Raw genomic sequence first — 16,960 nt, forward strand, 5'->3', positions numbered from 1 at the left:
AGTCCCTTACTTTTATTGTTTCTCTCCCAACAAGCGGAAAAAGTCGTCTCGGTATTCTTTCTTTTCAAAAATACCACCATATTGTAGAGTCGACGTAAAACTTGTCTCGTCTTTAATCCCACGACTGGACACGCATAAATGCTTGGCTTCCATGACGACCATGACATCATCGGTATCTAATACTTCTTTGAGTTCATTGAATACTTGCATTACCATACGCTCTTGTACTTGGGGTCGGCGAGCATAATAGTCAACAATTCGGTTTAATTTGGACAATCCGATTACTTTTCCATTGGACACATAACCGATATGCGCTTTTCCAATGATGGGTAGAAAATGGTGTTCGCAAGTCGAATTGAAATTGATATTCGCTTCCACCAACATTTTATCGTAGTGGTAGGAATTTTCAAAAACAGAAATTTTCGGTTTATTGTCAGGATGTAAGCCTGAAAAAATTTCTTGAACAAACATTTTGGCTACACGATGGGGTGTCCCGCGTAGACTATCATCTGTAAGATCGAGTCCGAGCGCTTCCATGATTTGTTCAAAGTGGTGTTCGATTACCGTCATCTTCTCCGCATCCGATTTGACAAAGGCATCCGGACGTAAAGGGGTGTCGGCAGCGGTCATTTGGTGGTCATCACCAAGGATTTCAAATAATTCTTTTTCTGTGACGGTGCTCATGAGTGTAAATTTTGTTTAACAAATATACGTAACAATTAAACAAAAAGATGTTTTTAACGAATATTTAATAGCTGTAGAGTGGAGAAGTTTGGTCAATCAAACTTGGAATGTTCCCGTTTTTCTTTGTTTCTTTGTAAAAAATGTGACCCATGATTACAGCCAAAAATATTCAAAAACACTACGACCAATTGCACGTACTCAAAGGGGTGGATTTGACCATTCAAAAAGGCGAAATTGTTTCTATAGTGGGCGCATCAGGGGCAGGTAAAACGACCCTTTTGCAAATTTTAGGAACGCTAGATCTAGCCGACAAAGGCACTTCGGAATTGGCCATTGACGGCGTGAATATTTTGGATTTAAACGATAAAAAGCTATCGCTTTTTCGCAACCAAAAATTGGGTTTCATTTTTCAATTCCACCAACTCTTACCGGAGTTCACAGCCTTGGAAAATGTTTGCATTCCCGCATTTATTGCTGGAAAATCGAAGTTGGAAGCAGAAACCGCAGCTAAAAAACATTTGGAATACCTTGGTTTGGGCGAACGCTTGCACCACAAACCCGCTGCGTTATCGGGTGGAGAGCAACAACGCGTAGCGGTAGCTCGTGCCTTAATCAACAATCCGGCCGTGATTTTTGCGGACGAACCTTCGGGGAATCTCGATACGGCCACAGCAGAAAACCTGCACCAATTGTTTTTCAAATTACGCGATGAATTGGGACAAACCTTTGTCATTGTTACACACAACGAAGAATTAGCCAATCAAGCCGATCGCAAATTGGTGATGGTTGACGGTAAAATTTCATAAGTATGTTACTCATTCTGATTTCTTGGCTCTATATCGCTTGGACGATTCATTTGTGGGGTACAGCAGGAAATCATGTATTGCATTTAAAAATAAGTCTCCCGATTGTGCAAACCACCACGGGTTTGGCACTCCTCACCTTCTTTGCTGGAACTTGGGCGATCTTTGGACGCTTGCATTGGGAGTTCCATAGTGTACTTTTAGTTTTAAACTTCATTATCGCTTGGCGCTATTCATCGGAATGGATTACAGGTATTCGCCAAACCATAGACCGATTTATATCGCTTAATCTCTTTTTAAAAAGCTATTTCATCGGAATCGCAGTCTTGATTCTCGCCCAATGTGCCTCAGCGCCTTATGTCATTGACAACGAATCTTATTACCTGCAAAACATCAAATGGTTGAACGAATACGGCATGGTAAAAGGGCTTATCAATTTGCACTTTTTCCTTGGTCAATTAAGCGGTTGGCATATTGCCCAAAGTGCGTTGAACTTCTCGTTTCTCTATGACCGTTTCAATGATTTAAGTGCATTGTTCCTGCTTTACGGCGTCTTCTTTTCGGTACAACAACTCCAACAGTATTTTGAATCTGGAAAGCGCCACCAACTCATTGTGGGGCTGTTTCCGTTGGCCAGTGTACTCCTTTTTCAGTTCATCAGCGCGCCCTCACCCGATGTGGTGGTCTATGTGCTCACCTTTGTGATTTTCTTTCTATTTGTTGACCATTACGCTAATCCCACGAAAGAAGTCTTTGCCCAACTCACTCTTTTGGTGTTGTTCACCTTATTTATAAAAAATACGGCGATGACTTTAGCTCTACTGCCCGCATTTTGGTTTGTGTTGCATTTCAACTCATTGAAGTCATCTTTCCCAAAAATCGTACTATTCTGCTCGGCTACTTTGGGATTATTTGTTACCAAAAACCTTATCATTTGTGGGGTTCCCGTTTTCCCTTCCAAACTATTTTCAGGAACCTATTTCGACTATTCCTTACCCGTTGAAATCGAACATTTTTATTACGAAGAACTTAAAAAATACGGCTATTTTCTTACCACAGAAAATTACGATTCCTTTTCCAAATGGGAGTTGTTTCTTCGTTGGCTCCAACTCCCAAAAATGAACGGATTGTTCAACAAATTGGGGATTGCATTGTTGCTAATTGCACCCGTTTTCTTCCTTAAAATCAAAGAAAAAGCTTACCGTGTTTTGTATTTCGTTTTACTAATTCAAATGGGACTATTGTTTGCCACTTCGCCCCAATACCGCTTTTTCTTGAATGGCATCTTATGGTTGGGTTGCTTGGGAGTGAGTTTATTTTTTTACAAAAGAAAAACGATTCACACGTTGCTGCTTATTAGTGCCATTCCGTTGCTGGTTTTCGTATTTGTGCCTGTGAATTTAAACCGGTTTTCCAACTATAAATTCATGTTGACACTGAGTCATTTCGAATCCGAATACATCATTTCCCCGCATGCTAACTCAAAATATGACATGACATTCGAAAAAGTAAGCGAAGGCAATTTGGAGTACTACAGTCCGATCAACCACGACTTTTTCTGGGGAACCTACAACGGTCCGCTTCCTTCGGTCAACAAAGACCAAGTGGAGTATTTCAAGACCTATTTCCATTTGATTCCCCAACAACGCAGTACCGATTTAAAAGACGGATTTTATTCCAAAAAACTTCCCCATGACGCAAAACGAACTCCGTGATTTTTTAAATGAAAAGGCGGAATTGTACAACCGTCCTGATTTTATCGAATCCGATCCCATTCAAATTCCGCACCTTTTTACCCAAAAGGAAGACATCGAAATTGCGGGCTTCTTGGCTGCGACCATTGCTTGGGGCAATCGGAAAATGATTATCAATTCGGCTCATAAAATCATCGATCGCATGGGTAATTCTCCTTATGATTTTGTGATGTCGCATCGGGAATCCGATCTCGACAAACTCGATGATTTTGTGCACCGCACATTCAACGCTAGTGATTTGAAGACCTTCCTAAAAGGACTTCGTCACATATACCAAAATCATGGCGGAATGGAAGCTGTTTTTGAACAACACCAATCCGAACACTCCATGCAGCCCGCAATCAGTGCGTTTAAAAAAATATTTTTTGAAATCGATCATCAAGAACGCACCCACAAGCACATTTCTGATCCATTGAACAATTCAGCCGCCAAACGCATCAATATGTATTTGCGTTGGATGGCCCGCAAGGACAATAAAGGGGTTGATTTAGGGATTTGGAAAAACATTCCGATGCACAAACTCTCCTGTCCGCTGGACGTACATTCGGGAAATGTGGCTCGAAAACTCGGACTCCTTTCGCGCAAGCAAAACGATGCCAAAGCGCTATTGGAATTGGACACTGCCTTACGCCTTTTGGATCCAAACGATCCGGTGAAATATGATTTTGCCCTCTTTGGCTTGGGTGTTTTTGAAAAATTCTAAGCCAACGAACGATAGTAATTTTGCAACTTTTGTCTGCAAGGGGTTCGTTACAATCGAACTAAAATTGCTACTTTTGTTTTTAGAATAAATTGAAAACAACACAAATGCTGATTATTGGAATTGCCGGAGGTACTGGATCCGGAAAAACAACGGTGGTACACCAAATTATGAACGAACTTCCTCAGACGGAAGTGGGAATCATTTCACAAGACTCCTATTACAAACACAACCCCCATTTGAGTTATGAAGAGCGCAGTATGATTAATTTTGATCATCCGCGTGCGATTGACTTTGACCTTTTGGTGCAGCATTTGAAAGATTTAAAAGAGGGTAAAACCATCGAACAACCTGTGTATTCTTTTGTCACACACAACCGCACTGATGATACCGTGATCACGCATCCGCGAAAAGTAATGATCGTAGAAGGTATTTTGATATTTAACAATCCGGATTTACGCGATATGTTTGATGTCAAAGTCTTTGTTCATGCCGATTCGGACGAACGTTTAATTCGTCGTTTAAAACGTGATATTGCTGAACGCGGTCGCGATATGGAAGAAGTGTTGAACCGTTACCAAACGACCCTAAAACCGATGCACCAGCAGTTCATCGAACCCACAAAAGCCTTTGCCGATATTATCATCCCGAATGACAAATACAACACCGTAGCCATCGATGTGGTGCGTGCGGTGATTAATCAACGTATCGCCTAACCCATGAAGAATTGGTATCAAAACCTTGTTGCAAACTATCCCTTCCTGAGATTCTTAGGCAGTCGGTACACTTTGGTTTTGATTTTCTTCATTGTTTGGATGCTTTTTTTAGATAATTATTCCTATTTCGACCATCGCATTCTCGACAAAGAAATTGACGAATTGGAAAGCAATAAAGAATATTACCAAGAGGAGATTACCAAAGACGAAAAAAGCATCAAAGAAATGAATTACCCGGGCTATATCGAACGGTATGCCCGCGAAAAATATTACATGAAACGCGACAGTGAAGATATCTACATCATTGATATCGAAGAAGATCGTAAGAAAGACAGTATTGAAGGAGCGAAACTTTAGTACTTGAAATAAACGTCATTCCCGCTGTACGCACTACATGCCTGTCGGCAGGGTAGTTAGCTACCATCGGGGCTAGACGGCCGACTGTAAACTAGAAATCAATTTAAAATTGAAATTGTGAGTCAAAACAACCTCTTTTCCGACTTTGAAGCCGTGAGCTCAAAGCAGTGGAAACAACAGATTCAGTTCGAACTCAAAGGCGCTGATTACAACGAAACTTTGGTTTGGGAAAGTCCGGAAGGCATTAAAGTCAAACCGTTTTACCACCGCGACGAATTCGAACCTAAAATTGCGGTAGCTCCAGCAAGTCACGGTTTTCACATCACCCAAAATATCTTTGTTCACGATGTGGCCAAATCCAATGCGCGAGCTTTGGATACTTTACAGCGCGGTGCCGAAGCGATTCGTTTTACCATAGAAAATGAGCAAGTCAATATCGAAACCTTGATGGCTGGATTGCCGTTAGGAACCACAACGTATTTTTTTTATTTGCCTTTTCTCGCTATCGATTTCGTAAACCAACTCAACCAATTTGCAGAGAAACACCAAGCGTGTTTTATCCTTCAAATGGATCCGATTGGGCAGTTGGGAAAAGACGGAAATTGGTTTGCTAATTTGGACCAAGATTTTGAACATCTGAATACGCTGGCCCATTCGACAGCGGTTCCTTTTTTGACTATTAACAGTAGTTTGTATCAAAATGCGGGGGCGAATATGATTCAACAGTTGGCCTACACCTTAGCGCATGCCAACGAATATTTTAACCGTATTGTTGTGCACAAACATCCTATTACGGTGGAAGTAGCTGTAGGTTCGAATTACTTCTTCGAAATTGCCAAGTTGCGCGCATTGCGCTTGTTGGTTCAAACGTTGGCCAAAGAATACCATCACGAACACGAGATCCATATTGTTGCTACACCCAGTCGTAGAAACAAAACCTTATACGATTACAATGTCAATATGCTGCGCACTACGACAGAATGCATGAGTGCAGTGTTGGGGGGCGCCGATTTTGTAGCCAACCTTCCGTATGATGCGTTGTACCACAAAGACAATGAGTTTGGGGATCGCATAGCGCGCAATCAATTGTTGATTCTAAAGCACGAAAGTTATTTAGACACGGTACATAATGCGGCAGAAGGCGCCTATTATATTGAATCGTTGACCGAACAAATGGCCGAAAAAGCGTTGGCTTTATTTAAAGATATTGAAACCCATGGCGGTTTTATCACCCAATTAATCGAGGGAACCATACAGCGAAAAATTGCTGAAAGTGCCCAAAAAGAACAAGACGCTTTTGATAACGGCAAAGAAATTTTATTGGGAACGAATAAATATCCCAACAAGAACGACCGCATGAAAGGAGACTTGGAATTGTATCCATTCGTGAAACAAAATCCGCGCAAAACGTTAATCGTACCGATTATTGAAAAACGATTGGCTGAGAAAATGGAACAAGAACGTTTAGCTACAGAGGAATAGTCATGAGAAAAAATATACAACATTTACAATTGGCTCCGCGCAAAACGGAACAACAACATCATGAAGTACCGGCTACTTTCACTACCGCTGAGGGAATCGCAGTGAAACCTAACTACAGTGCAACTGATTTGGAAGGTCTTGAGCATTTGGATTTCGGTGCGGGATTTGCACCTAATTTACGCGGACCTTATGCGACCATGTATGTACGTCGTCCGTGGACGATTCGCCAATATGCCGGATTTTCAACCGCAGAAGAAAGTAATGCCTTCTACCGTCGTAACCTTGCTGCGGGTCAAAAAGGACTATCCGTTGCCTTTGACTTGGCAACACACCGCGGCTATGATTCTGATCATGAGCGTGTAGTTGGCGATGTAGGAAAAGCGGGCGTTGCGATTGACTCGGTGGAGGATATGAAAATCTTATTTGACCAAATTCCCCTCGGAGAAATGTCGGTTTCCATGACCATGAACGGTGCGGTTTTACCCATTATGGCGTTTTATATTGTGGCTGCAGAAGAACAAGGAGTAGCCCCACAATTGCTTTCGGGTACGATTCAAAACGATATTTTAAAGGAGTTTATGGTGCGTAATACGTATATCTACCCGCCTACTCCATCGATGAAAATCATTGCGGATATTTTTGAATATACAAGTAAAAACATGCCGAAGTTCAATTCGATTTCGATCTCGGGCTACCACATGCAAGAAGCTGGAGCTACTGCCGATATTGAGTTGGCGTACACCCTTGCCGATGGATTGGAATACATTCGCACAGGGATGGCAGCTGGGATGGACATCGACAGTTTTGCACCTCGTTTGTCGTTCTTTTGGGCCATTGGCATGAACCATTTTATGGAAATTGCCAAAATGCGTGCTGGACGAATGTTGTGGGCAAAGTTGTTGAAACAGTTTACTCCTAAAGATGAGAAATCACTCGCTTTGCGTACGCATTGTCAAACTTCGGGTTGGAGTTTAACCGAACAAGATCCGTTCAACAATGTGGCGCGAACCGCTATTGAGGCAGCAGCAGCAGCATTTGGAGGCACCCAATCGTTACATACCAATGCGTTGGATGAAGCCATTGCTCTACCCACTGATTTCTCGGCACGAATTGCACGAAATACCCAGATTTATTTGCAAGAAGAAACAAAGATTTGCAAAACGGTTGATCCTTGGGCGGGAAGTTACTATGTAGAAAAGTTAACAGCTGAAATCGCAGAAAAAGCGTGGTCGTTAATTGAAGAAGTAGAAGAACTGGGCGGAATGACTAAAGCCATTGAAGCGGGTATTCCAAAATTGCGTATTGAAGAAGCGGCAGCTCGTAAACAAGCCCGAATTGACAGTGGTCAAGATGTGATTGTTGGTGTGAACAAATACCGTTTAGAAAAAGAAGATCCGTTACATATTTTAGAGGTGGACAACCAAACGGTACGCCGCCAACAAATTGAACGATTAGAACAAATCAAAGCGACTCGCGATACACAAGCAGTACAAACAGCTTTGGCTCGTTTAACCGAATCGGCGAAAAACGGTGGAGAGAATTTATTATCTTTAGCCGTAGAAGCGGCCCGATTACGAGCCACTTTGGGTGAAATTAGTGATGCTTTAGAATCGGTTTTCGGCAGGTATAAAGCCCAAATTAGAAGTTTTAGTGGCGTGTATAGTAAAGAAATTAAAAACGATGAAAGTTTTGCCAAAGCGCAACAACTAGCCGATGCCTTTGCCAAGAAAGAAGGGCGTCGTCCGCGTATTATGATTGCAAAAATGGGACAGGATGGCCACGATCGTGGAGCAAAAGTAGTGGCCACAGGTTATGCTGATGTAGGCTTTGATGTGGACATCGGACCCTTGTTCCAAACGCCCGCGGAAGCAGCGAAGCAAGCGGTTGAAAATGATGTACATATTTTAGGCGTTTCTTCATTAGCCGCCGGACACAAAACCTTAGTTCCACAAGTGATTGAAGAATTAAAACGCTACGGTCGTGAAGATATCATGGTGATTGTAGGTGGTGTCATTCCGGCACAAGATTACCAATTCTTGTTCGATGCAGGAGCGGTAGCCGTCTTTGGACCAGGGACAAAGATTAGTGATGCTGCGATAAGTATACTAGAAGTCTTACTTGAAAATTAATTAGAGCGCCGAAAATGGCGCTTTTTTTATGAATAACTTTAACATGAATCCATAACGTAAATCGTTATATTTGATTTTTAAATCAATTTAATATGAAAAAAACATTTTTAGTATTCGCTGTTAGCTTCATTCTTTCTTCAACTTCAATGTGGTCACAAACCAATCAATTTGATGTAAAAGCCAACTCAGGATTTTTATTTTTTAATGCCGACGCAACGGTCAAAGATGCTGAGGGGTCTATGTATATAGACGAACAATTCATGCCCTGCAAAATAGCGTGTTATACAGGAGAAATTCCATTTATCCGCTATAATGCCTATAAAGACGAAATGGAATTTAGACGCAATGACCAATTGTATTATCTCGCAAAAAATGATACTTGTGCAATAGTTTTTGCTTCAAAAATTTATCGCTATGCCTTTTATAAAGAAAACGATAGTGAAACGAGTGGCTATTTAGAAATTCTAAATGAAGAACCCAAAGCTAAATTTGGTTTACTGAAAAAAAATAAAATAAAATTACTACCTGCAGAACCAGCGACGAGTAGTTATAAAGAAGATAAACCCGCTCAATTTGCTCCTGAAAAGGTAAAATATTTTATAAAAACCACGAGTGGGATTGTGGAATTACCCAGAAAGAAAAAAGAGGTAATTGCTTTTTTTGAAGGAAAAAGTGACGCCATTGAAAAGTATTTAAAAGAAAATAAAAATGCACTTAATAGTGACAAGGACATGATTTCTTTTATAAATTTTGTAAATACATTATAAAAAAAGCGGCTCAATGAGCTGTTTTTTTTTATCTATAGTTCAAAAAACAAATTCAATAAATTTATATACCTTCGTCGGAAACAGCAAAATCATGCTCTCTAAACTTCCGCACGTAGGAACCAGTATATTTACGGTCATGTCGCAATTGGCGGCACAACACCAGGCCATCAATTTATCCCAAGGGTTTCCCAATTTCCCGGTAGATCCCCGATTACGAGACAGTTTATCGCGTTGGGCGCATGCCGATCAACACCAATATGCCCCGATGAGTGGGTATCCACCATTGCTGGAACGACTGGCGCAACTCACCCAAGATTCCTATGGGCGCACGGTCGATGCCACTACTGAAGTGCTAGTCACTGCTGGTGCGACAGAAGGCCTTTTTGCTACAATACAAGCCTTGGTGCATCCGGGTGAAGAAGTAGTGATTTTGGATCCTAGTTACGACAGTTATGAAACGCCAATCGTATTGTGTCAAGGGATTCCTGTGCGGATACCGATGACAACTGACTATCTTCCCGACTGGGAACGGATAGGCAATACGATTACAGCCAAGACGAGAATGTTAATCATCAACAACCCCCACAATCCGTCGGGACGGGTGTGGTCAAAAAGTGATTTTGAACAGTTAGAGCAAGTTATGGCTTTACATCCCAATTTGTTGGTGCTTTCGGATGAGGTGTATGAATACATTACGTTTGAACAAAAGCATATTTCAATTCACCATTATCCAAGGTTGTGGGATCGGGTGATTACGGTTTCCTCGTTTGGTAAATCCTTTCATATTACGGGTTGGAAAGTGGGTTATGTGATTGCAGCGACCCCTTTGATGCAAGAGATTAAAAAGGTGCACCAGTTCTTGGTATTCAGCGTGAACTCGGTGGCCCAAGCGGCCTTAAACGACTACATGGACTTTGTGGATGTGCAGGAATTGGGGGCTTTTTATCAAAAGAAGCGCGATTATTTTCGCAACCTGATGGCCGACACGCGATTTGAATTATTACCCTGTGAGGGATCTTATTTCCAGTTGGCTTCCTACCGTTCGATAAGTAAGGAAAACGATTTGGAATTCACGAAACGTTTGGTGACTGAATTTGGTGTTGCGACGGTGCCCCTCTCCCCTTTTTACAAAGAAAACACTCAGAATCAATGCATTCGGTTTTGTTTTGCGAAAGAGGACACCACATTAGCACAAGCGGTCGAGCGATTACGTAAAATTTAGTGTTTTAAAAACAAAAAATAAGTCTATATTTGCAACGCAAAAATCGGGATGTAGCGCAGCCTGGTAGCGTACTAGCATGGGGTGCTAGGGGTCGCTGGTTCGAATCCAGTCATCCCGACCGAAGAAAAACCGGACAGTGTCCGGTTTTTTTGTTTGTATACTGAGCGCAAAATTTATTTTGCAGCGAAGGATACAAACAAAAAAACCACTGCGAAGCGGTCGGTTTTCTTCGAGCAACTTACCCCAACTCTGGATCACGAAGTAATCCAGAAAAGAGTTTCAAGTTTAAAGTTTCAGGTTTAAAGTTGTGGTACGCCTGCAAGTTGATTGCAAGGTTGAAAAGGTGTAAGAGTGTAGCACAAACGCGAGAGGCTCAGAAGCTCAGCGGCTCAGAATCTCAGGAGCTTATAAAAGTTTCAAGTTTAAAGTTTCAGGTTTAAAGTTGTGGTACGCCTGCAAGTTGATTGCAAGGTTGAAAAGGTGTAAGAGTGTAGCACAAACGCGAGAGGCTCAGAAGCTCAGCGGCTCAGAATCTCAGGAGCTTATAAAAGTTTCAAGTTTAAAGTTTCAGGTTTAAAGTTGTGGTACGCCTGCAAGTTGATTGCAAGGTTGAAAAGGTGTAAGAGTGTAGCACAAACGCGAGAGGCTCAGAAGCTCAGCGGCTCAGAATCTCAGCAGCTATTTCAAGGTTTCAGGTTTCAGGTTTCAAGTTTCAGGTTTCGTTGAAAAGTGATATTTTGTTTATAAGTGTAGATGGGAGACAGTGTATCACTTTAATTTTTTTGGAGCACAAGGTTACACAAAGTTGGGCACAAGGTTTCTCAAGGTTGGATTCCGTAAAGAACTAACTATGAAAACAGTTCTTGATGGCATAGAGAGAACGTGATTGAACAACCATTTTCAAATTTTCAAATCATCTCATTTTCAAATCTCACTTTGGTTTCCTTCGAACTTCCTTCAAATCTCCTTATCTCCTTCCATTTTGAAGCTATTCAAGCTACCGTTATCTTATGGTTTAGTGGCACAACTGTGGCAGAACCGTGGCAGAATACCGAACCAAACCGCAAGATGACTGGGAGAAGACTGGGAGAAGTTATAAGTTATGAATTATAAATTATGAGTTATGCGTATTTTGTGCGTTGAAATACGACTTATGACTTACGACTTACAACTTACAACTTACGCCTTTTCTTTCCTCTAACTTCATATCTACAAGCCTCCCTAATTCATAATTCATAACTCATAATTTTAAAATACCTTTTGTACGACTTATAGTAAAGGTATAGTAACCTTTACCAAAAGGTATACATTAGTTAACCACGACGTTAAAGCGAGGATGATACGGGGTTAAAGCGAGGTTGATCCGAAGTAGTAGGTTGGAAACAGGAGTGGCTAGTAACTAGTGATTAGTGATTAGACTGATGACTGATGACTGATGACTGATGACTTACGACTTTTTCGACTTATGACTTCATCTACTTACGACTCACTGCTTGTCGATTAAAAAAAAAATACTACATTTATGTTTTCTGATTGATTTGTAACTATCCGCCGTAATATTGGAGTCATAGCAACATTTCCTAAGAGGTATAAACGATTTATAGGAAAGCTTTTAGAAAACTGTAAAATGAAAATTATCTTATTATCAATTATTTTTTTGCTTACAATTTCATGTTCTAAAGAAATCAAAAACCGATCGGATTTTGAAGATAATGTTATTAACTTAATCCTAGAAAAGCCAAACGGAAAACAAATTGAATTTCCAGAAATCTATGATTCATTAGCGAAAAGAATACCTGACCAAAAAGATGAAAAATTATTGTTAGTAGAGAAATTAAAATTGAGAGGTTTCAAAATTATTAATTCGGGTCGTGGAAATTATCCACCACTTGGACCAAGAATAGTTATTGTAACCATGAAAAAGGACAACTGTGAATGCGAAGTTTCAAAGATTTATTATTCGACAATCTCTGAAAATGAATTCAAAATGACCGAAAGTATTTCTTGTAAATAAGCCTGCCTATAACAGCCGCTAGCCGCTATGGCTGGTATGTGCTAGTTTAACCTTTGGTTTACACGACCCGAGCTTTGCGAACGGTGCGAAGCAAAAAACGTTTATCTTAGTAAGAAAATAATCGTTTCGCTTTAAACGCCACAGTCGGCTAGCGGCGGAACATTCGTAACTATTACAAAACAAACCATTACAAAAGAAATGATATGAAATTTGAAATCCCCTTCAATGAAGATATAACCCGAAGACAATTTAAACTGAAATATGATTTAACGTGGAATAAGACTTTGAAAAAGCATAAAACAAATCTCTACGTATCAATTATTTCAGTTTTACTTGGTTCGCTTATAGTTTATGGGAATGACAATATTGGCCATATAATGGTAATAATTGGATTTTTAGGTCTTTTTATATATTATAGATCAAACTTAATATACAGAGAAAATAAAAGAAAATATGAGAACGCTTTGAATGATGAAATAGAGAAATTCAAAAAGAGTAAGGAAAATACAATTTGGGAATTTCATGATGACTATTTTAAATATAAAGATTACAAGTATGATTTTAAAATTACATGGGAAGGATTCAATTCATATAGAATAATTGAAGACAATATTTTTATAGATATGAATGCAGAATCCCAATTATCCTATATTTTAGCGAAAGAAGAAATTGGTGAAGAATCGTTCCAAACTCTTATAGATTTTGTAGATACGAAATTAAAAAGAATCAGTCACTAACAGCTGCTATGGCTACTAATTTTAAATTCCCAAATAGCGTTTATCTTAGTAGGAAAATCGTTTCGCTTAGACTACCATACTTAGTTCGCGGCGGAACGACACAAGCAAATATTGACGAATCTGCTTAAAAGACAAACAGAAATGAAAAGAATACTATTTTGTTTAATTATCATCATAAGCTTAACATCCTTCAAAACCATTGGTTCTGCAACAGCTTATTTAATTTGTCAATCAGAATCCGGAAGAACTAAATTCAAAGCAGAAATTCAAGATATAGAAGGCGGACTTGAAAAAGCAGAATTAACAATTGATGGTATAAAGCTAATATTTACTGGAGAAGAAAACTCAAACGTCATTTTCGACTCAAAGAACGGTGTTTATACAATCGCAATTGAAAGTAAGCCGAGCAAAGATTTCTCAAAATATAAGTTTCTAAAGTTTTGGGCGATTCCCAAGACATTCAAAACTATTATTGAAAATAATGTGGAAGGAAAATATGAATTTAAAGCAATCTTATACTCCACAGAACCGAGAAAAGGAAAAGATTTACAGACGCCAAAAATCGAATTAAATTGTAAGCTAGAATACAAAATATAATAACTGCTTATAACAGCCACTAACAACTTTCGCTGGAATGTATTAAGCTGACGATTTGTTACACGACTCAAGCGAAGCGAACAGTACAAAGCAAAAAAGGGTTGACTTCGTTAGGCAATATATTTATCCTTTGCCCACTAAATTCTAATTGTATCAAACCGTTATAAGCCCAATTTCAAAAACCGATTAATGAGAGAACAAAAGCTTAAAGAATACCTTGAAAATTCACTGACTGTTGAAGAATTTATGATGGATTGGAAAAATAGTCAACAGAAAATAGGATATGAAACTACTTCTTCTCCTTTTGAACAAATTGAGGATGGTGAATTTGAAATAACAAAAGATCATCTTATTAAAATTTGTAACGACTTGCTAAACGAGAATTTACAAGCTTTTGATGTTCAAACTATCGCCTTTGCCTTTATGTCTTCTATTTATTTCACTTGGGATGGTGAAAGTCAGGAAGGTAAAATCATCAGTGAAATAATTTTTAACTGGGATAACCCAACAATTGGTTTTGATTTGACAAAAGAAAATTTTGAGCATTGGAAAAAATATTTGGAAACTGGGAAAACCGATTATTTTACAAAAGAAGCGTTAAAGAAAAAATTTCGAGGATTGAAAAAAAACGGACTAAGAGGAAATAGTAATTAATCGCCTGAAATTGTAAAGTCAGTTTACTAAAGAGTAAGAATTCTACTTCCCCCTTTCCGCACATGAGCATTCAAAAGTCAGGGCCAACTTACTTCCAAAGACAACGAACTTTTACGCTAAAAAAAGTACAATTCCTTTCCTAAAATTTTAAAAAAATTAAAATCGCAACCTCCTTTTTATAAACTATTTATAACCAAAAGCGTATCGTTTTGAAATATATTGAATAGGGTAACGAAAAAAGTATATCTTTGCGCTTTATTAATACACATTTTTTATTATGAACGAAGGAACAATTAAGTTTTTCAATGAAGAGAAAGGCTTTGGATTTATCACTCCAAAAGATGGTGGTAATGACGTATTCGTACATGTTACAGGTTTGAATGAATCTGTACGTGAGAACGACAAAGTAACTTACACCGTTGAAAACGGAAAAAAAGGACCTACAGCTACGAACGTAAACATTATCTAAGATATATTTTTACCTGTACCGATTAAGCCAATCTTTTTAGATTGGTTTTTTTTTGCTCTATTCACAGCGCCTTGGTCTACTGCAGTTCGTATTTAGGCCAAAAGTTCAATATTTTGAATTGCCTGATGCACAATCTTTAATGGCTATTTTGTAAATTAGCGAAATAGTATCGCTGTAAAAGAGTTGGTTACAATGCTGTATGAAAATAGATTTACCTATCCCACATGATCCCTCAATGCCATGAAGAAAATTATTGTATTCTTACTAATTCTAATTTCAAATCTTGTACATTCACAAGATGTTGTTGCCGATTCTATTCTTTCTAACGAAATACGCATTCTACAAGCTAAAAAGTGTACGCATTATTTTTTCTTAAAAAAATACAGTGTAGGGTCAAACAATCTTACGGCAACTGAAAACCCAAATTGTAATTATTCATTCGATCTCTACCTTTTTTGGGAAGATAGTCAGGGTATTTTTTTTCGAAAACTCAATAAATGCAACTCCCAACCGATAAAAATTACAACCGATTTGTTTGTCAATTTTGCAACAAAATTAAAAAGTATAAAGAATGAAAAAATAAAACCCTATCAAGTCAATCCCGAAGAATTTAGTACGATTAATCATTCTGAATACGCTGAAATACTATTTCAATTTAATAATAAAATTAGTTCGGTGAAATTGGATTATTACACCATTTCATCGGATAAAGAAAGTCCGAACATCAACTATACCTACAATACTTCTTTACCAACCGTAAAGTGGCTATTGGAATGTGATTCACTGATCTTGAATTCGCGTTAAGTGCTCTACGTATTGTATGTTTATCAAAAATTGGAATCATTTACGCTCACATAAAATTACATAACAAATCATACCCATGAAACAACTCCTTCTCGGATTGCTGCTATTAATCTGCCTGAGTTGCCAGAACCATTCGTCCAACTCAAATACAAGGAAAAGAAAAGTAGGTCCTCAAAAAGCAAAGGTAGAATCACCAAAAAAAATAGGTGACTTCATGGCACATGAAAGATCATCTTTTGTTTGGACTGCCGAGCAAACTCCCGAGGAAGGTAGTTCTTATCCCAAAATTGTCTTTTACGATGAATATGCACGAATGCAGTTTCATGGCCAATGTTATTATTGGTTCTTTACGCACCATTATTACACGGGTACAGATAAAATTGAATTGGTTTGGACGTTTAAAAAAGATTTTGTGTACGATATAGAATCCTTATCCCAATCCAATGGCGTGAAAAAGTTCCCGTACTATGACGATGTATTTAGCGAATATTCACTGGTGAACGATAGTGTGATTAAAGTGAAGTACCATTTCCCTGAATGGGTAAAAAAAGTAAATGAATTAGAAAAATATACCGTGTTTCCCGATTATTTTTATTTGGAAAATATAGACATAAACTAAATTAATAGTTACTAAATTTTACTGCAATTTAGACAACGTTCATAAAATGCTACACCACGATTATCGCACTAAATTCATCCTCTTTGTACTGGTTTTGGTAGCCGGAATTCTGGCCTATTTAACCAAAGTCATGACGAAACGTTTTTTGTACAACTACCTCAACGCTGTTCCTTCAAAAGGGCTAACCGCCGTATTACTTGCACTTCATTGGGGAACTGCAGTGGGGGTTGCCCTACTCCTACCCAAGTATTTAAAACGATTTCCAAATATAAAAGTACTTTTAGATTACAGTCCGGTGTGGGAATATGCAGCAACGCTTTGCTTATTTTTACTCTCACTCATGGGATTTAGTAGTATTTTGAATGTGGTTTTCTATCGAAAAAAATAATGCCTAAGCTGCATTCATCACATTTTTTTCCTTTAAATAATTAGCAATGAATGGATTCTAAAAC

18 protein-coding genes and 1 tRNA gene are annotated in these 16,960 nt (G+C 38.8%); 18 read left to right on the top strand and 1 reads right to left on the bottom strand.

Annotated features, from left to right (window positions below):
• Positions 1 to 12 precede the first annotated feature (12 nt).
• The gene (gene folE, locus OLM45_RS12255; RefSeq protein ID WP_264510550.1) at positions 13 to 684 is read right to left on the bottom strand and encodes a GTP cyclohydrolase I FolE; all 672 of its coding nucleotides are present in this window, start codon (positions 682 to 684) and stop codon (positions 13 to 15) included.
• Between the two features lie 149 nt (positions 685 to 833).
• Between folE and OLM45_RS12260 the strand changes: the two genes are divergently transcribed.
• The 18 genes from OLM45_RS12260 (at position 834) to OLM45_RS12345 (ending at position 16,896) form a co-directional block, all read left to right on the top strand.
• A complete protein-coding gene (locus tag OLM45_RS12260) occupies positions 834 to 1,490 on the top strand; it encodes an ABC transporter ATP-binding protein (protein WP_264510552.1) in 657 nt (218 codons plus the stop codon).
• 2 nt (positions 1,491 to 1,492) lie between these two features.
• The gene (locus OLM45_RS12265; RefSeq protein ID WP_264510554.1) at positions 1,493 to 3,202 is read left to right on the top strand and encodes an LIC_10190 family membrane protein; all 1,710 of its coding nucleotides are present in this window, start codon (positions 1,493 to 1,495) and stop codon (positions 3,200 to 3,202) included.
• Positions 3,180 to 3,944, top strand: coding sequence for a TIGR02757 family protein (locus tag OLM45_RS12270; protein ID WP_264510556.1), 765 nt, complete (start codon positions 3,180 to 3,182; stop codon positions 3,942 to 3,944). The genes OLM45_RS12265 and OLM45_RS12270 overlap by 23 nt, the downstream gene beginning before the upstream one ends.
• Positions 3,945 to 4,048: 104 nt before the next feature.
• The gene (udk, locus tag OLM45_RS12275; RefSeq protein WP_129461516.1) at positions 4,049 to 4,657 is read left to right on the top strand and encodes a uridine kinase; all 609 of its coding nucleotides are present in this window, start codon (positions 4,049 to 4,051) and stop codon (positions 4,655 to 4,657) included.
• Between the two features lie 3 nt (positions 4,658 to 4,660).
• Positions 4,661 to 5,014, top strand: coding sequence for an FtsB family cell division protein (locus tag OLM45_RS12280; RefSeq protein WP_129461515.1), 354 nt, complete (start codon positions 4,661 to 4,663; stop codon positions 5,012 to 5,014).
• Positions 5,015 to 5,131: 117 nt separating this feature from the next.
• Positions 5,132 to 6,496 carry a methylmalonyl-CoA mutase subunit beta gene (locus OLM45_RS12285; RefSeq protein ID WP_264510558.1) on the top strand — a complete coding sequence of 455 codons (1,365 nt, stop codon included), beginning with the start codon at positions 5,132 to 5,134 and terminating at the stop codon, positions 6,494 to 6,496.
• A 2-nt stretch (positions 6,497 to 6,498) separates the two neighbouring features.
• The gene (gene scpA / locus OLM45_RS12290) at positions 6,499 to 8,625 is read left to right on the top strand and encodes a methylmalonyl-CoA mutase (RefSeq protein WP_264510560.1); all 2,127 of its coding nucleotides are present in this window, start codon (positions 6,499 to 6,501) and stop codon (positions 8,623 to 8,625) included.
• Positions 8,626 to 8,717: 92 nt separating this feature from the next.
• The gene (locus tag OLM45_RS12295) at positions 8,718 to 9,392 is read left to right on the top strand and encodes a hypothetical protein (RefSeq protein WP_264510562.1); all 675 of its coding nucleotides are present in this window, start codon (positions 8,718 to 8,720) and stop codon (positions 9,390 to 9,392) included.
• A 91-nt stretch (positions 9,393 to 9,483) separates the two neighbouring features.
• Positions 9,484 to 10,614, top strand: coding sequence for a methionine aminotransferase (locus OLM45_RS12300; protein ID WP_264510564.1), 1,131 nt, complete (start codon positions 9,484 to 9,486; stop codon positions 10,612 to 10,614).
• Between the two features lie 44 nt (positions 10,615 to 10,658).
• A tRNA-Pro gene (locus OLM45_RS12305) sits at positions 10,659 to 10,732 on the top strand.
• Between the two features lie 1,509 nt (positions 10,733 to 12,241).
• The gene (locus OLM45_RS12310) at positions 12,242 to 12,628 is read left to right on the top strand and encodes a hypothetical protein (RefSeq protein WP_264510566.1); all 387 of its coding nucleotides are present in this window, start codon (positions 12,242 to 12,244) and stop codon (positions 12,626 to 12,628) included.
• A gap of 203 nt (positions 12,629 to 12,831) precedes the next feature.
• A complete protein-coding gene (locus OLM45_RS12315; RefSeq protein WP_264510568.1) occupies positions 12,832 to 13,365 on the top strand; it encodes a hypothetical protein in 534 nt (177 codons plus the stop codon).
• A gap of 141 nt (positions 13,366 to 13,506) precedes the next feature.
• On the top strand, positions 13,507 to 13,962 hold the full coding sequence (locus OLM45_RS12320) for a hypothetical protein (RefSeq protein WP_264510571.1): 456 nt from the start codon (positions 13,507 to 13,509) through the stop codon (positions 13,960 to 13,962).
• 189 nt (positions 13,963 to 14,151) lie between these two features.
• Positions 14,152 to 14,616 (top strand): hypothetical protein, encoded by a 465-nt coding sequence (locus OLM45_RS12325; RefSeq protein ID WP_264510573.1) that lies wholly within the window; start codon positions 14,152 to 14,154, stop codon positions 14,614 to 14,616.
• A gap of 277 nt (positions 14,617 to 14,893) precedes the next feature.
• Positions 14,894 to 15,085 (top strand): cold-shock protein, encoded by a 192-nt coding sequence (locus OLM45_RS12330; protein ID WP_129461506.1) that lies wholly within the window; start codon positions 14,894 to 14,896, stop codon positions 15,083 to 15,085.
• Positions 15,086 to 15,325: 240 nt separating this feature from the next.
• The gene (locus tag OLM45_RS12335; protein WP_264510575.1) at positions 15,326 to 15,889 is read left to right on the top strand and encodes a hypothetical protein; all 564 of its coding nucleotides are present in this window, start codon (positions 15,326 to 15,328) and stop codon (positions 15,887 to 15,889) included.
• 214 nt (positions 15,890 to 16,103) lie between these two features.
• Positions 16,104 to 16,508: a hypothetical protein gene (locus OLM45_RS12340; RefSeq protein ID WP_264510577.1), complete on the top strand. Its 405-nt coding sequence runs from the start codon at positions 16,104 to 16,106 to the stop codon at positions 16,506 to 16,508.
• A gap of 46 nt (positions 16,509 to 16,554) precedes the next feature.
• Positions 16,555 to 16,896 carry a hypothetical protein gene (locus OLM45_RS12345; protein ID WP_264510579.1) on the top strand — a complete coding sequence of 114 codons (342 nt, stop codon included), beginning with the start codon at positions 16,555 to 16,557 and terminating at the stop codon, positions 16,894 to 16,896.
• The last annotated feature ends 64 nt before the right edge of the window (positions 16,897 to 16,960 follow it).

The sequence above is a fragment of the Flavobacterium sp. N1719 genome, assembly GCF_025947045.1.
In the GTDB taxonomy this organism is placed as follows: Bacteria; Bacteroidota; Bacteroidia; order Flavobacteriales; family Flavobacteriaceae; genus Flavobacterium; species Flavobacterium stagni.